Consider the following 15,692-nt stretch of genomic DNA (forward strand, 5'->3'; position numbering starts at 1 on the left):
TGTCTAAAGGCCGAGCGCGGCCTTCGCGATGAGTGTGAGCTGAATTTCGCTGGTGCCGCCAAAAATCGACCAGGCGCGGGCGTTGAGGTAGCGCGCCGCCGCGATCTGAGCCTGGGCCGACTCGACAGGGGTCGGCACGTCCTCGCCATAAAATGGGCGTTGGACGGGTAGTTGAAGGCCGGCCAGGCCAAAGGCGTCGACCGCCAACGCCTCGATACCTTGCCGGATTTCGGACGCCAACAGCTTGGTGATCAGGCTGCGCGGGTCAGGCGCTGCGCCCTGCTCGATCTCCATCGCCGTCCGCAACTCGGTCATCTCAAGCGCTTCTGCCTCCAGTTGAAGGCGAATGGCGCGATGGGCCAGTTCGCCGGTCAGCGGCCCTCCCGATGCGCGCAATCGTTCAAGATCAGCCAGAAGCAGCGGGGCGAAGCTGGAGCCGCCCCGTTCGTTTTCCAGCAAAAATTTGGCGATCGACCAGCCTTGCCCTTCCTCGCCAACGCGCTCCGAAACCGGCACCCGGACTTCGTCGAGGAACACCTCGTTCAGTTCATGATCGCCCGATGCGCTGAGGATCGGCTTTACCGTCACGCCTGGTAAGGCCATGTCGATCAGCAGGAAGCTGATGCCTTGCTGCGGCTTTACCTCGGTATCGGTGCGGACCAGAGCGAACAGCCGGTTTGCATATTGGGCCTGCGTCGTCCAGATTTTGTGGCCCGACACGACATAATGGTCGCCGTCGCGCACAGCGCGGGTCCGCAGGCTGGCAAGGTCGGAGCCTGATCCCGGTTCCGAAAAACCCTGCGCCCATATATGTTCACCTGTGCGCAGGTGCGGAAGATATTGGTCTTTCTGTGTCTGTGTGCCGAATGTGTAGAGCACTGGCCCCACCAGCTTCAGGCCCATTCCCGGCAGGACCGGCGCGCCTGCGTCCGCGCATTCCTTCTCGAATATCCAGCGCTGGATCGGCGTCCATCCCGGCCCGCCCGCCTCCGTCGGCCAGTGATAGACGAGCCATCCCTTGGCTTCCAGGATCGCCTGCCATTCACGCGCTATATCGGGTTCGGCGAACACGCCCGATGTCAGCGCCGCCCCGCGTCGCAGCCCCGCCGAGAGGGAAGATGCCAGAAATGCGCGAACATCGTCCCGGAATGCGCACTGCTGATCGGTAAGAGCCAGATCCATCGCTTCAGCGTTCCACGATCGCAACGGCGGAAACACCGGGCGCGCCATAGACATGGCTGTAGCCAAGGCGAATCTTGCCGGGCACCTGCCGCGCGCCGGCCTGTCCGGTCAATTGCACATAATTTTCATAGACCTGGCGCAGGCCCGATGCGCCGATCGGCTCTCCGCAGGCGAGGCACCCGCCATCGGTATTGACTGGCAAGCGGCCATCGATCCGCGTGCGTCCCTCTGCTATCCATGCGGCCTGATCGCCATCCGCGCAAAAGCCGTTTTCGGCCATGTGCATGATTTCGGCGCCCGCTTCGGTGTCCTGCAACTGCGCAATATCAATATCCTCCGGCCCGACCCCCGCCATGGCAAAGGCCGCCTGGGACGCCACGCTGGTCGGCGATCCGCCCCGCTCCAGATCAAGCGCTGGCGAGAATACCTCGAATGAGCCAGGAGGCCGGGTGCGAACGGCTGCGGCGCGTAGCCGTACGGCCGGAAGGCCAAGTTCGCGGGCTTTTCTGCCGCTGGCCAGCAACAGCGCCACAGCGCCTTCTCCCGGCGAGCAGAACATGAATTTGGTGAGCGGATCGCTGACCATTTGCGAATTGAGGATCGTATCGATGTCGACGGCTTCGCGCCGCCAGGCATGGTCGGCCAGAACGCCGTTGGCAAACGCCTTTTCGGCGACCGCGCCCAGCATAGGCGGCGTTATGCCATACAGGCTCATATAGCGCCGGATCTTCATGGCGAAGAATTGGGTGGTGAGCATAAGCCCCGTCTCACCATACCAGTCCGGCAATCCCCAATCCGCCGGCAGAGGGGAAAAGGAGCCGCGCGGATGCTTGTCGAAACCCACGGCCAGCCCAAGGTCGAACTCGCCGGATTTTATCGTGCTGTAGGCACCGAACATGGCCGAACCGCCAGTCGCGCATCCGTTGGCAACATTGATGAAGGGGATGCCCGTCAGCCCCAGTTCCGACACCATCGTGTCCGCATTCCCGGCTGCGTCCGATCCACCGAAGGCGAACTGGACATCGGGCCATGAGAGCCCCGCACGGTCGAGCGCCTGCCGGACGGCGAACACGCCCTGCTGAAGGCCCGACAGGCCCGGCGTACGGCCAAAGGGATGGATTCCTACGCCCACGATGAAGACATCCTCGCTCATGCCTGTGCGCCCTTATCGGGAGCGAAGCCAAAGCTGGTGCGCGACGTGCCGTCCGCCAGCATGAACGGCAGCGGGACGACCCGCATTGCCATGCCGATTTCCAGAGCGTCAAATGCCACGTCGACCAGGCGGGCCTCGACGATCAAGGCGTCGTCCAGTTCGATATAGCCCACAGCGTAAGGCTCAAACGCTTCCGGGCCAGCATAAGGCGGCGATTTGGGGCGAAACCGCTGCACCGTCCACGACCAAAGCCGGCCGGTTCCTGGCAGCACCACTTGGGCGTAGCGCGTGTCATTCGCTGGCCGCGCCGGGAAGCTGAGCCGACCGGTCGCACGATCGCGGGATGCAAGCAGGGCAATGCCCGCGCCATAGGGGCAGATCAGGTCATCGGCGATCGGAATGGACATCGTTTCGGGCACGGCTTATCTCCTTCCGAAGATATAGCGCCCGACCGTTCGGTCGGCTTCTGACCAATGCGACAGCGGCTAGTTGATCATCCCCAGAAAGCCGAGCTGCGCCGCCTTGAACATCGTCTGGTCGCGGTTAACGGCGTCCAGCTTTACTGACGCCGAACGGATGTGGAACCGCACCGTCGTGCGTTGCAGGCCCAGGATGATTCCGATTTCCTCGTTCGTCTTTCCGGCAGCCGCCCAGCGCAGACATTCCACTTCGCGCTTTGTCAGCGATATGCTCCCCAGACCCGGTCTCGCGCGCGCCGTCACCTTGACATAGCTTTGCACGAACGCGCGGGCCAGCACCGCCAGTGTATCGGCGGCGCGGACATAGGCATCGGATAGGTCATTGGTTTCCGGATCGGGCGACAGGAAACTCGCCGCGCCGATCTGTCCGAATGGCAGGTGGATCGGAACCACGATCGCCGCCGCCGTCATTGCCCGGATGCGGAAATCGTGCAGATCGATGATGTCGAGCAGCGGGTTGGGCAGGCGGGTTCGAAAGCCGTGCGCGTTACACCAGAAGGGTTCGGCTTCCACCCGGCATGCGTGAACGATCGGGGAGGAAAGGGCGAGTTGGGGGACGTCCCACCAGCGCGATTCGGCGCCACGAAAGCCGAATATCTCGCTTGCAAGAATAGCCCCATTGTCGTCGCGCATTGGTTCGCGTGAAGCCACATTGTGCGTGACTGCCGTGCTTAGCCCGCAAATCTCCGTCACGGCGTCGCGCAGCCGCTCCGCCGCCGGTGCTATGCCGCCAGGTTCCGAAAAGCGGACCGCGTCGATCAAATCGCGGGACGGCATCGTGCAGGAATGGTTGGTTGCGGACATGGTCAGTGGTTCTTGAGGCTCAGCCCCTCGAAGAAAGGCTGGCAGATGGCGTCGGCGACATCTTCGGGTGGCCTGCGCTTCGCCAGTGGAGGATACCATTTATAGGCCCAGTTGCACATGCCCAGGAAGCCAAGCGTGGTAAGGCCGGGATCGCATTGCCGGAAATGGCCATTTGCGATCCCCTGTTCGATAATCCCGCGCATCCGCTGAAGATAGGCGTTGCGTTGCGTCCGGATATGGTCGCGCATCTTGCCTTCAAGATCTTCATAATGATCCATGAAGGCCCGGACATAACCCGGATGCTCGGCTATCTGCCGCAATATGTCGATACAGGCGGCGCGCAGGCGATCGAGCGGATCGTCCGACTCTCCCTCGCCATCCAGTCCGGCCAGCAGCGCGCTCATGTGCGCATCGTGCATCGCAAAGAGAATGGCATTCTTGCTTGGGAAATAGTGATAAAGGGTCGGCTTGCCGAGGCCTACCTCGTCGGCGAGCATCTGCATTGACGCCTTGTGATATCCGACCCGGTCGAACAGCGCCGCGCAATGCCTCAATATCTCATTGCGTTTTTCGTCATGCGCTTCAGTCGTCTGCCGTTTCTTTGCTGCTTGTCGCGCCATTGTCGGCTTTGTTCCCTATGTCTGCGCCGGTCAGCCTGGCCGACGCCTTTCGTTCTGGCCATTGGATAGCCCGAACGGTCGCCGGATCACAATCGATGATGACCCAACTGACCGAGCGGATGCATCCCACCTCTCCAAAAGGTAAGTCGACCGTCTGGTCGGTTCGTTCTAGGGATGACGGCTGGATCACAGGATTGCAAGCATAAGGACGCGAACAATGCAACTTGAAGGCAAGACAGCGCTGGTCACCGGCGCCAGTTCGGGTTTGGGCCGGCATTTCGCTCGCCTGCTGGCGCGGGAGGGGGCAACGGTCTTGGCTGCGGCGCGCCGCATCGACGCGCTTCGCGCGCTCTCCGATGAAATTGAGCAGGAGGGCGGAGCTTGCATCCCTGTCGCCATGGACGTGACCGATCCGGAGGCGGTCATGGCAGCCTTTGGGCAGATTGAACGGGACATCCCAAGCGCGCTTTCGATCGTCGTCAACAATGCGGGCGTCGCGCATACCCGTGCGGCGCTCGATCTTGACGCGACCGAATGGGCACAGGTGCTTCAGCCCAATCTGACCGGCGCGTTCCTTGTGGCCCAACAGGCCGCGAGAGCAATGCGGGGCAGGGGTGGCACGATCGTCAATGTGGCCTCTATCCTTGGGGAGCGCGTGTCCAAGGGACTGGCAGCCTATGCCGCCAGCAAGGCCGGCCTTATCCAGCTGACGAAGGCGCTCGCACTGGAATGGGCCACGCTCGACATCCGGGTCAATGCGCTAGCGCCCGGCTATATCGAGACAGACCTCAACCGGGATTTCTTCGCGTCAGAAGCGGGCCAGCGACTCATCTCGCGCATCCCGCAAAAGCGGCTGGGTCAGATGCAGGATCTGGATGGGCCGCTGCTGCTGCTATGTTCCGATCAGTCGCGCTACATGACAGGTTCCGTCATCGCCGTGGATGGCGGGCATCTCGTAAGCGGCCTTTGAACGGGGGCGTCTTTCAGGCGTCCATGGCTGTCGCGCCGATCACCCAAGCGGAGAGGCCGGCGGTCGGCACAGCGCAGATCACGGCTTCCGCTACCGCCTCCTCGCTGGCGCCTGCGGTGCGCGCGCCTTTCATGTGCACGGACGCCCACGAACTATAGTCGGCGACAAGCACGGTGACGAGCAGCAACTCGGCGTAAATCGGCCCCAGCGCGGTGCCTGATAACGTGCCCTCGCGCATCAGATAATATGCGTCGGCACCCAGCGGCTTGACCTCCAACAGCTTGGCCAAGGATGGCGGCATCGTGCCGAAATATTGAAGGAAGTTGGCCTCTGCTGCGCCCTCTTCCACGATCATGTCGTCGTCGGGCCAATCGGGATCTGCGGCTCCGGAATATATCTCGCAAAAAAGAGCATGGAAACGCAACGACGCGCCCTCACCGCGCACGCTAGCCAGGATCGCGATCGCCGCACCGGCTTCCGCCTCGGTCAGCCCGGCCGCCTGCGCTGCCGCCAATTCCCGCGCTGCAAGCTCCCCATAGCCTTTCACCGTGGCTGCGCAGGCCACGAACAATCGTTTCACCTTTGCTGGAACGGCGCCATCGCTATCAATGATGGAGCGCCAGCGACGGAAGCCCGCGACCGTTTTCGGCGCGTCGCGACGCAGGCGGCCCAGACTGGCGAGGGTGGGTAGATGATCAGACATCGTCTCTCCGATAAAATACAGACCGTCCGGTCGGTTGAACATGGCTATGCCGCTTCGTGCGCGGGGTCAACTGTCCCATAGGTGGTTGACGTCCGACCGGACGGTCGACTACATCGCACCCTATAACGGGCCGATCCAATTCGGCCGACATGAGAGGAGTACGCTCCCGATGAAAGACTTCAAGGGCCGGACGGCAGTCATTACCGGCGCGGGCAGCGGCATCGGCGCGGCGCTCGCGCATGTCGCCGCGCAAGAGGGCATGAACCTGGTCCTTGCCGACATCAATCTTGCCGACCTTGAAGCGGTAGCAGCGACCATCGACTGTTCGGCAATCATGCTCCAAAGGACCGATGTGGCCGACCCGGAGGCGGTCCAGGCTCTTGCCGACAGCGCTTGGTCCCGTTTTGGTGAGGTATCCTTGCTGTGCAACAATGCCGGCGTCGTGCCTGGGGGGCGTCACCGGCCCGTCTGGGAATATGCGCTGGAGGATTGGCGCTGGGCTTTTGGCGTGAACGTGGATGGCGTAATTAACGGCATCCGCAGCTTCGTGCCCAGGATGCTGGCAGAGGGACGGTCGGGGCATATCTTGAATACCGCATCCGTCGCCGGGTTCGTGAGTGGCGAAGGCTCGGCTGTCTATGGCGCGTCAAAACATGCTGCCGTGCGCGTTACCGAAGCCCTGTATGCCGGTCTGCGTGCGCGCAATGCTCCGATCGGTGTCACTATGCTATGTCCTGGTCTGGTCGCGACGCGCATTTACGAGGCCGAGCGATCACGGCCCGCCCATTTGCGATCAGCCCTTGGGCGCCCTGTGGAAGCGCCCGAATTTCAGTCTATTTCCGACAAGCTGTTCCAGAACGCGCCGTCTCCGGAACAGGTCGCCGCGGAGGCATTTGACGGTATCCGCAAGGATCAGTTCTACGTCTTCACCTCCGCGCGGTACGACGGGGCGATCGCACAAAGGACGCAAGCCATTTTGAACCGGGAAAATCCCCAGTTCGACAGTTTGATCTCACTCAGCGAAGGCAAGGCTGATCTGGATAAGGAAAAATTATGAGCAGGCTGGACTCGCGGATCGCGCTGATTACCGGCGCCGCCTCTGGCATCGGGCTCGCTACGGCCCGGCGTTTTGCGGAGGAGGGCGCGAAAGTCGTGTTGGCGGACCGCAACGGCGACGCCTTGTCGACGGCTTGCGCATCGCTGCGCGGTGACGGGCATGATATGGCGACGATGGACGTAACCGACGAGCAGGCATGGGCGGCGCTTGCCGATAGGATCGGCGCACGGTTCGGGAAACTAGACATTCTGGTGAACAACGCCGGGTTCGGCAAATTCGCGTCCATTGCCGACACGACTTTGGCGCAGTGGCGGTCGATCCTGGCCGTCAATCTGGACAGCGTGTTCCTGGGGACAAAATATATGCTGCCTTTGCTCGCTGCCTCCGGTCATGGCGCGATCGTAAACATGTCCTCGATTCGCGGTATCGTGGCCGGCGCCGGCACCGGTTCCTACAGTGCCGCGAAGGGGGGCGTTCGTATGTTCACCAAGGCGACCGCGATTGAATGCGCGGAGGCCGGCAATGGGGTACGCGCCAATTCCATTCATCCCGGCCACATCGCCACGCCCCTGACCGCGCCGGCCTATGCCGATGCGGAGATCGCCAAGACCCTGCTGGCGGACGTCCCGATTGGCCGGATCGGGCAGGCGGAGGAGATCGCGGACGGGATCCTTTTCCTGGCAAGCGATGAATCCCGTTACATGACGGGCGCCGAACTGGTGATCGATGGGGGGAGCACCGCACAATGACCGATCGAGCCATGGCCATCGCAACGAAGGTGGAAGCCTTCGTCCGCAATGAAGTAATCCCCTATGAAAAGGACAGTCGGCTGGGTTTCCATGGCCCGGAGGATGCACTGGTCAGGGAGTTGCGCGCAAAGGCGCACATGGCGGGCGTTCTCACGCCGCATATCCTGCAAGACGGGTCGCATCTGACGCAGCGGGAGACAGCCATCGTCCTCATAAAGACGGGGCTGTCGCCTCTCGGTCCGCTCGCGTGCAACACGGCCGCGCCTGACGAGGGCAACATGTATTTGCTGGGTAAGGTCGGGAGCGCGGAACAGAAATCGCGCTTTCTTGAACCATTGGTGAGTGGCGAAGCGCGATCGGCCTTCTTCATGACGGAGCCTGCCGAAACCGGGGGGGCAGGGTCCGACCCGTCGATGATGCAGACGACCTGCCGTCTGGATGGCAATCACTGGGTGATCAACGGCCGCAAGAAATTCATCACCGGCGCGGATGGTGCGCGCGTGGGCATCGTCATGGCCCGATCCGACGATGGCGCATGCATGTTCCTGGTCGACTTGCCCGACCCTGCCATCCGAACAGTGCGCGTGATCGATACGATCGACAGTTCAATGCCCGGCGGGCATGCGGAAGTCGACATTGTGGACCTGCGCGTGTCGGCGGACCAGATGCTGGGCGCGAGCGGTGAAGGCTTTGCCTATGCGCAAATCCGCCTCAGCCCCGCCAGGCTGTCTCATTGCATGCGCTGGCTCGGGCTTGCGATGCGCGCGCACGAAATCGCGACGGACTATGCCTGCCGTCGCCATGCCTTTGGCAAGCCGCTCGTCGATCATGAAGGCGTCGGCTTCATGCTGGCGGACAATCTCATTGATCTGAAGCAGGCGGAACTGATGATCGACTGGTGCGCGGGCGTGCTCGACACCGGATCGCTCGGCACCGCCGAAAGCTCGATGGCCAAGGTCGCCGTGTCGGACGCGCTGTTCCGTGTCGCTGACCGATGCGTTCAGGTGATGGGCGGAACAGGCGTGTCTGGCGACACTATTGTCGAGCAGGCGTTCCGGGAAATCCGTGCCTTTCGTATCTATGATGGTCCAACCGAGGTCCACAAATGGAGCCTCGCCAAAAAGATAAAGCGGGACTGGAAGGGGGGGCAGGCATGATCGCCGGACGATATGCGCGCGCCGCGAAATCGCTGCTGTTGCTCCTGCCACTCCTGGCATCGACGTCGCTACATGGTCAGGCTGGGAATTTTGCCGCACCCGAAGCCCCCGCCACGCAATCCGGCTATGGCGAGGATCTGCTGCCAAGGGACGAGAAGGACCGCGCCGCCCTGCTTCACACCATCGCGTTCGATGCGACCGTCTATGGCATGTCGGCTTATCTGCATTATGAGCAGCTTTATCGGCAGGTGTTCGATCGCAGTTCGGACAACTACACCGGCTTCAACCGCTTCGCCCATGATCGCAACCTTGCCGGGCCTGACTATGCCACGTTCAAGGTTCCCAACACCGATACGCTCTATTCGACCGCATGGATCGACCTCAGCAAGGGGCCGGTCGAAATCGATATTCCGGCGACGCAGCTCAAATATTTCACGCTCAACATCTTCGACATCTTCGGTAATCCCAGCAATCTGAGCAACCGGACGATCGGATTTGAAGGCGGTCGTTTTCTGCTGGTCCCGCGTGACTGGAGTGGAACCCCGCCCGAAGGCGTGCGCATATATCGGGCGGCCACGCCCCAGCTCTGGATACTCATGCGCGCCTTCGCCCAGTCCGACAGCGATGTGCAGAAGGCGCGGGCCTTTCAGGACGCGGTCAGGATTATTGGTCCGCATGGCGTTGGAATGGCGAACGAATCCGGCATTCCAGCCCCGCCGCCGCCTGCGCCGGGGGCCATCGGCTATCTTCGCGTTCTCGACTATGTTCTTCGGGCCGATGGCTGGCAGCCGGGTGAGGACGCGCTGGTATCGCGCTTCCGGCCGATCGGCATATTGGGTGACAAGGGGTTTGATCCCGCCGCGCTGAGCCCTTCGGCGCGGGCGGCGATTGAAAGCGGTTATACAGAGGCGCTGGCCATGCTTACCCGTGCCAAGTCGCAATTGGGCGAACCCACCGGCACTGGTTGGATGAAGGTCAACAAGGGCGTCTATGGATTCAACTATGTCCGCCGGTCCGTCATCAATATCGCGGGGCTGGGCGCGAATGTGCGCGAAGAAAATGCCTCCTACACGACTTTCGTCGATGGTAAGGGCGCGGTGCTGGATGGCGCGTCGTCCCGCTACACGCTCCGGCTGCAAACACCGCCACCCGTCAACAGCTTCTGGTCCGTCACGCTATACGACGCAAAGACATTCGCTCTCTATCCCAATCCTTTGAACCGCTATTTGGTAAGCGATCGGACCAAGGGGTTGAAGGTGCAGAAGGATGGATCGATCGACATCCGGATTCAGCACAAAGCCCCTGTCGGCGGGAACTGGCTTCCCGCTCCGGCCGGGCCGTTTTTCGTCGTCATTCGCGCCTATGGACCAAAACCGGAAATGCTCGACGGCCATTGGTTGCCGCCGGCCATTGCGCAGGAGCAGGGCGAGCGATGAGCGCTTTGGTCGATGCCAATAGCGGCACCGCCGCCGTTCGCCCTGGTTACGAACTGGACCTAGGCGCGCTGGACCTGTGGATGCGCGCCAATGTTGCCGATTATGCGGGACCGCTCGGCTTAGAGCAGTTCAAGGGTGGCCAGTCCAATCCGACCTACAAGCTGATCACGCCCGGCAAGACCTATGTTTTGCGCAAGCAGCCGCCCGGCCCCTTGCTCAAGGGCGCCCATGCGCTCGATCGGGAAGCACGCGTGCTGACCGGCCTTGCACACGCCGGTTTCCCGGTCGCCACCGTCCATGGCCTGTGCAGCGATCCAGCCATTATCGGCACCATATTCTATGTCATGGACATGGTGGAAGGGCGCATCTTCTGGGACGCAGCGGTTCCGGGCATATCAACCGCTGAACGATCCGCGCTGTTCGATGCGATGAACGCGACGATCGCAGATCTTCATAGTATCGACCATGTCGCAGCCGGGCTGGCGGACTATGGCCGGCCCGGCAATTATTTCGAACGGCAGATCGCGCGCTGGTCCCGCCAATATGCCGAAGATGCAGAGGCAGGCCGTGATCCCTATATGGACCGTCTTGTGGAATGGCTCCCCCTCCATATCCCGCCGGGTGAAGAAACGAGCATCGTCCATGGCGACTTTCGCATCGATAATCTGATCTTCCACCCAACGCAGCCGCGCGTGCTGGCGGTGCTCGACTGGGAGCTTTCCACCCTGGGGCATCCGGGCGCCGACTTCGCCTATCATGCGATGATGTACCGCATGCCACCCCATATCGTCGCGGGGCTTGGCGGGCAGGACCCGGCCGCACTCGGTATCGCCGATGAAGAGGCCTATCTCGCCGCCTATTGTCGGCGCAGGGGACTAGCGGACATGCCGGGGTACGACTTTTACATGGCTTTCAATTTCTTTCGGCTCGCGGCGATTTTTCATGGCATCAAGGGCAGGGTGATCCGCGGCAATGCCTCCTCCGCGCAGGCCCGTGAGCGCGTTGCGGTGCTGCCGGAACTTATGCGCCTTGCGTGGCAGCAGGCGGAAAAAGCAGGTGCCCGATGAGCAGTCCGGCCATCACGCTCAACGTCCAGGACAGCGTCGCATGGCTGACGCTGGCGCGGCCGGACAAGCGCAATTCGGTCGATCCCGCATTCGCATTGCGTCTCCATGAACTGGCGGAGCGATGCGCGGCAGACCCTGCGATACGATGTGTCGTCCTTACCGGAAGCGGCAAATTTTTTTGCGTCGGTGGCGACATTGACGCCTTCTCTGCAGCTGGCGACGATGCCGAAGCGGCGGTTGGCGCTCTCGCGCGGAGTTTCCACGCCGGCATCTATCGGCTTGCCACGATGGAAAAGCCTCTGGTCACGGCGATCAATGGGCCTGCCGCCGGCGCGGGGCTAAGTCTTGCCATCATGGGGGATATCGCACTTGCTGCCGATTCTGCCCATTTTACTTCGGCCTACAGCGCTGTTGGACTGACGCCGGACGGCGGCGCATCATGGTGGCTGCCACAGCTTATCGGCATGCGGCGGGCGCAGGAGATGCTGTTCACCAATCGACGGATCGGTGCGGAGGAAGCGGTATCCATCGGCCTTGTTACGCGCGTGGTCCCTGACGATGCACTGCATGTCGAAGCGTCCGCGGTTGCGACGGCGCTGGCAAAGGGGCCAGTCCGCGCCCTGGCCCGATGCCGCGCCTTGCTGATGGAATCGGCGAACGCTGGCTTGCACGACCAACTGGATCGCGAGGCCGCCTCGATCGCTAAGTCCGCCGGTGCAGTCGAAGGCCGGGAAGGCGTCGCCGCATTCCTGGCGAAGCGATCACCCCATTTTGTCTAGTTGCGTGTTGATGGGCAAAGCACGTCATAATTCCGATGAGCATTGTATCTGGTTCGACAGGTCTGCGCACTTGTCTTGAGGCCTAAGCAACTCAACTTTCCACCCAATCCGGATGACGGGACCGTTCCACCATTCGTCGGGCATCTGATTCGTATTTATGTCGAACTCGACATGCTCAGGACAGTTTTGAGATAGGTCGCGTTGATCATCACCGTCCTGCGTTCGGAAGCCTGAGGCGCTTCCAGACCTTCCATCATCCGAAGGAAACCCACCGCTTCCAGCGATTGTAAAGCGTCTTGTGCGGCCGGTCGTCCTTCGGTGCATCCCTCCAGCGCAACCCATTCCGGTTGACGAAATTGATTCCGCTCAACACCCGGCGATCGTCAACACGCAGTTTGCCATGGCTTTCGGGGCGTCCGTCAGCCAATGCAGGTTGCTCATCTTCAATCTCCTCGCGAAGCCTGAATCAGATCGAGCCAGTCATATCAATGGGTCCTGACCGCTAGTCAGATGCTCTCAAAATGGTGCTATCAAGCGCGAACGAATATCAGGGTCGCTTAACCGGCCCGCTAGCGCTCGCGATATTTTTCGCCGCAATCGGGGGTCAACCGTCAGGGCTGGAATGGATCAGGACCGGACGATATTAGCCGATAGATGGTTTGCGGATGTCTTTGAAAGTAACTCAGCGATATCAACAGCATAGCATTGCTACGGACTCCAGGTCGGCACCATTTGGGGAAAGATATTCTCCACAATGAATTCAATATCTTGATATGCTCCCGAACAATCGAGTGGGAATAATCGGACGGCACCGATTACCCCGGTTGCGCAAGCTGCCGCAGCGGTGGAGACTGACATGACCGGCGCCGCTCTTGGCCATCCCGTCTATCGGGACATGCCGACCACCATTTTCGAACAGATGTCGGCGCTCGCCCGTGAAACCGGGGCGATCAATCTGGGACAGGGTTTTCCCGACACGCCGGGACCGGCGGATATTCTGAACGTCGCGGCCGACGCGCTGCTCAGCCGGTCCAACCAATATCCGCCCATGGCTGGTCTGCCGGAACTGCGCGCTGCGGTGGCGAGCCATTATGCGGCGCATCAAGGTCTGGCGCTGACCCCGCAGGACGTCATCGTGACGTCCGGTGCGACCGAGGCGATTGCCGCGACCTTGCTGGCGCTGGTGCAGCCGGGCGACGAGGTGCTGGTGCTGGCCCCGCTTTATGACGCCTATCTGCCCCTGATCGAGCGGGCTGGGGGTGTGGCGAAGGTCGTGCGGCTTACCCCGCCGGAGTGGCGGATCACGCAAGCGGCGCTGGAGGCGGCGGCGTCACCCCGCACCCGCTTCCTGTTGATGAACAATCCGGTCAATCCGACCGGCATCGTCCTGCGCGACGGCGAGTTGGCGCTGCTGGCGCGCTTCTGCGTCGATCGCGACCTGATCGCCATATGCGACGAGGTGTGGGAGCATCTGACCTTTGACGGCTTGCGCCACCACCCGCTGATGGCGCAGCCGGGCATGGGCGAGCGGACGGTGAAGATCGGATCGGCGGGCAAGATTTTCTCCCTGACCGGCTGGAAAGTGGGATGGATGTGCGCCGCGCCGCCGATTGTCACGCTGCTGGCGCGGGCGCACCAATTCCTCACCTTCACCACGCCGCCGAACCTGCAATGGGCGGTTGCCAAGGGGCTGGCCAAGCCGGCCGAATGGTTCGGCGCGATGCGTGCAGACTATCAAGCGTCGCGTGACCGGCTGGTAACGGGACTGCGGGCGGCAGGGTTTGTCCTGTTGCCCAGCCAGGCGACATGGTTCGTCTGCCTCGATCTGCCCGCCAGCGGCATCGCCATGGACGATCGCGAATTTTGCGAGCGCATCGTGCGCGACGCCGGGGTCGCGGCGATCCCGATCTCCGCCTTCTATCCCGACGAACCCGTCACCCATCTGGTCCGTCTGTGCTTTTCCAAGGCGGATGCTGTGCTGGATGAGGCGGTTGCGCGACTGGCCGACTTTCGCCGACGGGTGGTTGCAGGGTCTGGCGAAGGGCGCTAAGTTCCCTTTTCGTTCCAGAAGGGCTGCTCATGGAAATCCTGCCGATCCTGTTGATTGTCGTTGCGTTGCTCATCGGGTTGGCGGTTGGCTGGCTGCTGCGCGGGAAGGCGCTTGGCCCGCTGATGGCGGAGAAAACCGACCTTGCGGGCCGGCTGGAGATGGCGGTCAGTCAGCGCAACGCAGCGATCAGCGAACTGGCGGTGGAGAAGGAGCGGGTGGCGCAGGCGGCGGCATCGGCGCAGCGGCTGGAAGCGGCGCAGGCCGCGCTTGCCCAGCGGCTCGACACCACGCAGGCCGAGCGCGAGGCAGCCTTGCGCGATCTGGCGGCGCTCCAGTCGGATACGCAGGCGCGGGCGGAAGCGTTCGAAGCGCAGATCGTAGCGCTTCGCGACGCCAAGGAGCAATTGTCGGCCCAGTTCAGCGAAATTGGCGGCAAGCTGTTGGGGGAAGCGCAAAAGACCTTCCTCGATCGCGCCGACCAGCGGTTTGCCCAGGCGAACGAGAAGAGCGAGGCGCAGCTCAAGACGCTGTTGTCCCCGGTCGAAACGACGCTCAAACGCTATGAGGAAGGCCTCCAGCGGGTCGAGAAGGATCGCGTCGGCAGCTATGCCGAACTGCGCGAGGCGGTAAACCAGGTGCAACTGGGGCAGGGGCAGGTCCGCGAAGAAACCGCCAAGCTCGTCAATGCGCTGCGCGCCGCGCCAAAGACGCGGGGTCGCTGGGGTGAACAGCAGTTCAAGAATCTGATCGAAACGGCGGGCCTGTCTCCCTTCGTCGATTTCAGCGAGGAAGTTTCGGTGACGGTCGAGGATGGCCGTTTGCGCCCCGACTTCATCATCCGCCTGCCCGGCGACCAGCAGATGGTGGTCGATGTCAAATGTTCGCTCGTCGCCTATCTCAATGCCGTCGATCAGGTCGATCCCGCGCTTCGCGACGCGCATATGGCCGACCATGCCCGCGCAATGCGGACCCATGCCGACGCGCTGGGGCGCAAAGCCTATTGGGAGCAGTTCGACAAGGCGCCCGATTTCGTCATCATGTATGTGCCGGGCGATAATTTCGTCACCGCCGCGCTGGAGGCGGACATGGACCTGTGGGAACGGGCGGCGAAAAACCGGGTCATCATCTGTGGCCCGGCGACCTTCCTGCCGCTCGCGCGGACGCTGGCGGGGCATTGGCGGCAGGCCAAGTTGCAGGATCAGGCGCGACAGGTCGGCCAGTTGGGCAAGGAATTATATGAGCGGCTGGCGGCGGCGGCGGCATCGCTCAAGAAGCTTGGCAACCGGCTGCACGGCGCGGTGGGCGACTATAATGCCTTTGTCGGCAGCTTCGAAAGCCGGGTGCTGGTGACCGGGCGCAAGCTGCGCGACCTTAATATCGAGACGGGCGGCAAGGAATTGGAGGAACTGGCGCCGGTCGATGCGCTGGTGCGTGATCCAGCTTCGGCCGAGGCGCTGCGGGCGTTGCCGGACGCGGCGGAGTAAAT

General features: G+C 62.3%; 15 protein-coding genes and 1 pseudogene. 9 read left to right on the forward strand and 7 right to left on the reverse strand.

The annotated features are described in order from the left end of the window. Positions 1-3: 3 nt before the first annotated feature. The 5 genes from SX1_RS03370 to SX1_RS03390 all read right to left on the reverse strand — a co-directional run bounded on the left by SX1_RS03370 (position 4) and on the right by SX1_RS03390 (position 4,238). On the reverse strand, positions 4-1,182 hold the full coding sequence (locus tag SX1_RS03370; protein ID WP_026149470.1) for an acyl-CoA dehydrogenase family protein: 1,179 nt from the start codon (positions 1,180-1,182) through the stop codon (positions 4-6). Positions 1,183-1,186: 4 nt separating this feature from the next. Then, positions 1,187-2,335: a thiolase family protein gene (locus tag SX1_RS03375; protein WP_019051924.1), complete on the reverse strand. Its 1,149-nt coding sequence runs from the start codon at positions 2,333-2,335 to the stop codon at positions 1,187-1,189. Beyond that, a complete protein-coding gene (locus tag SX1_RS03380; RefSeq protein ID WP_026149471.1) occupies positions 2,332-2,754 on the reverse strand; it encodes a Zn-ribbon domain-containing OB-fold protein in 423 nt (140 codons plus the stop codon). Before SX1_RS03380 ends, SX1_RS03375 begins: the two co-directional genes overlap by 4 nt. Positions 2,755-2,820: 66 nt before the next feature. Continuing rightward, the gene (locus tag SX1_RS03385; protein ID WP_019051926.1) at positions 2,821-3,618 is read right to left on the reverse strand and encodes a helix-turn-helix transcriptional regulator; all 798 of its coding nucleotides are present in this window, start codon (positions 3,616-3,618) and stop codon (positions 2,821-2,823) included. A 2-nt stretch (positions 3,619-3,620) separates the two neighbouring features. Beyond that, positions 3,621-4,238, reverse strand: coding sequence for a TetR/AcrR family transcriptional regulator (locus tag SX1_RS03390; RefSeq protein WP_017181703.1), 618 nt, complete (start codon positions 4,236-4,238; stop codon positions 3,621-3,623). A gap of 217 nt (positions 4,239-4,455) precedes the next feature. Here SX1_RS03390 and SX1_RS03395 point away from each other — a divergent pair, with 217 nt between their 5' ends. Next, entirely contained in the window at positions 4,456-5,208 is a 753-nt protein-coding gene (locus tag SX1_RS03395) for an SDR family NAD(P)-dependent oxidoreductase (protein ID WP_019051927.1), read from the forward strand. Between the two features lie 13 nt (positions 5,209-5,221). Here the strand turns inward: SX1_RS03395 and SX1_RS03400 are convergent, their stop codons facing one another. Further along, positions 5,222-5,911, reverse strand: coding sequence for a carboxymuconolactone decarboxylase family protein (locus SX1_RS03400; RefSeq protein ID WP_026149472.1), 690 nt, complete (start codon positions 5,909-5,911; stop codon positions 5,222-5,224). A 169-nt stretch (positions 5,912-6,080) separates the two neighbouring features. Here SX1_RS03400 and SX1_RS03405 point away from each other — a divergent pair, with 169 nt between their 5' ends. From SX1_RS03405 to SX1_RS03430, 6 genes are read left to right on the forward strand one after another with little or no spacing between them, the layout of a single operon-like run. Continuing rightward, on the forward strand, positions 6,081-6,968 hold the full coding sequence (locus SX1_RS03405) for an SDR family NAD(P)-dependent oxidoreductase (protein WP_019051929.1): 888 nt from the start codon (positions 6,081-6,083) through the stop codon (positions 6,966-6,968). Next, positions 6,965-7,717, forward strand: a complete 753-nt coding sequence (locus SX1_RS03410; protein ID WP_019051930.1) for an SDR family NAD(P)-dependent oxidoreductase — start codon at positions 6,965-6,967, stop codon at positions 7,715-7,717. The genes SX1_RS03405 and SX1_RS03410 overlap by 4 nt, the downstream gene beginning before the upstream one ends. Continuing rightward, positions 7,714-8,874 carry an acyl-CoA dehydrogenase family protein gene (locus SX1_RS03415; protein ID WP_019051931.1) on the forward strand — a complete coding sequence of 387 codons (1,161 nt, stop codon included), beginning with the start codon at positions 7,714-7,716 and terminating at the stop codon, positions 8,872-8,874. Before SX1_RS03410 ends, SX1_RS03415 begins: the two co-directional genes overlap by 4 nt. Beyond that, the gene (locus SX1_RS03420; protein ID WP_019051932.1) at positions 8,871-10,310 is read left to right on the forward strand and encodes a DUF1254 domain-containing protein; all 1,440 of its coding nucleotides are present in this window, start codon (positions 8,871-8,873) and stop codon (positions 10,308-10,310) included. Before SX1_RS03415 ends, SX1_RS03420 begins: the two co-directional genes overlap by 4 nt. Further along, positions 10,307-11,377 (forward strand): phosphotransferase family protein, encoded by a 1,071-nt coding sequence (locus SX1_RS03425; protein ID WP_019051933.1) that lies wholly within the window; start codon positions 10,307-10,309, stop codon positions 11,375-11,377. Before SX1_RS03420 ends, SX1_RS03425 begins: the two co-directional genes overlap by 4 nt. After that, positions 11,374-12,156 (forward strand): enoyl-CoA hydratase/isomerase family protein, encoded by a 783-nt coding sequence (locus SX1_RS03430; protein ID WP_019051934.1) that lies wholly within the window; start codon positions 11,374-11,376, stop codon positions 12,154-12,156. Before SX1_RS03425 ends, SX1_RS03430 begins: the two co-directional genes overlap by 4 nt. 164 nt (positions 12,157-12,320) lie before the next feature. Here SX1_RS03430 and SX1_RS22385 read toward each other — a convergent pair. Next, positions 12,321-12,597, reverse strand: a pseudogene (locus tag SX1_RS22385) (transposase); the annotation flags it as partial. A 415-nt stretch (positions 12,598-13,012) separates the two neighbouring features. On the opposite strand from SX1_RS22385, the gene SX1_RS03440 reads away from it, so the two are divergent. Next, positions 13,013-14,206 carry an aminotransferase gene (locus tag SX1_RS03440; RefSeq protein WP_026149473.1) on the forward strand — a complete coding sequence of 398 codons (1,194 nt, stop codon included), beginning with the start codon at positions 13,013-13,015 and terminating at the stop codon, positions 14,204-14,206. A 29-nt stretch (positions 14,207-14,235) separates the two neighbouring features. Continuing rightward, positions 14,236-15,690: a DNA recombination protein RmuC gene (locus tag SX1_RS03445; RefSeq protein ID WP_019051938.1), complete on the forward strand. Its 1,455-nt coding sequence runs from the start codon at positions 14,236-14,238 to the stop codon at positions 15,688-15,690. The last annotated feature ends 2 nt before the right edge of the window (positions 15,691-15,692 follow it).

Source organism: Sphingobium xenophagum NBRC 107872, assembly GCF_000367345.1.
Taxonomy (GTDB): domain Bacteria; phylum Pseudomonadota; class Alphaproteobacteria; order Sphingomonadales; family Sphingomonadaceae; genus Sphingobium; species Sphingobium xenophagum.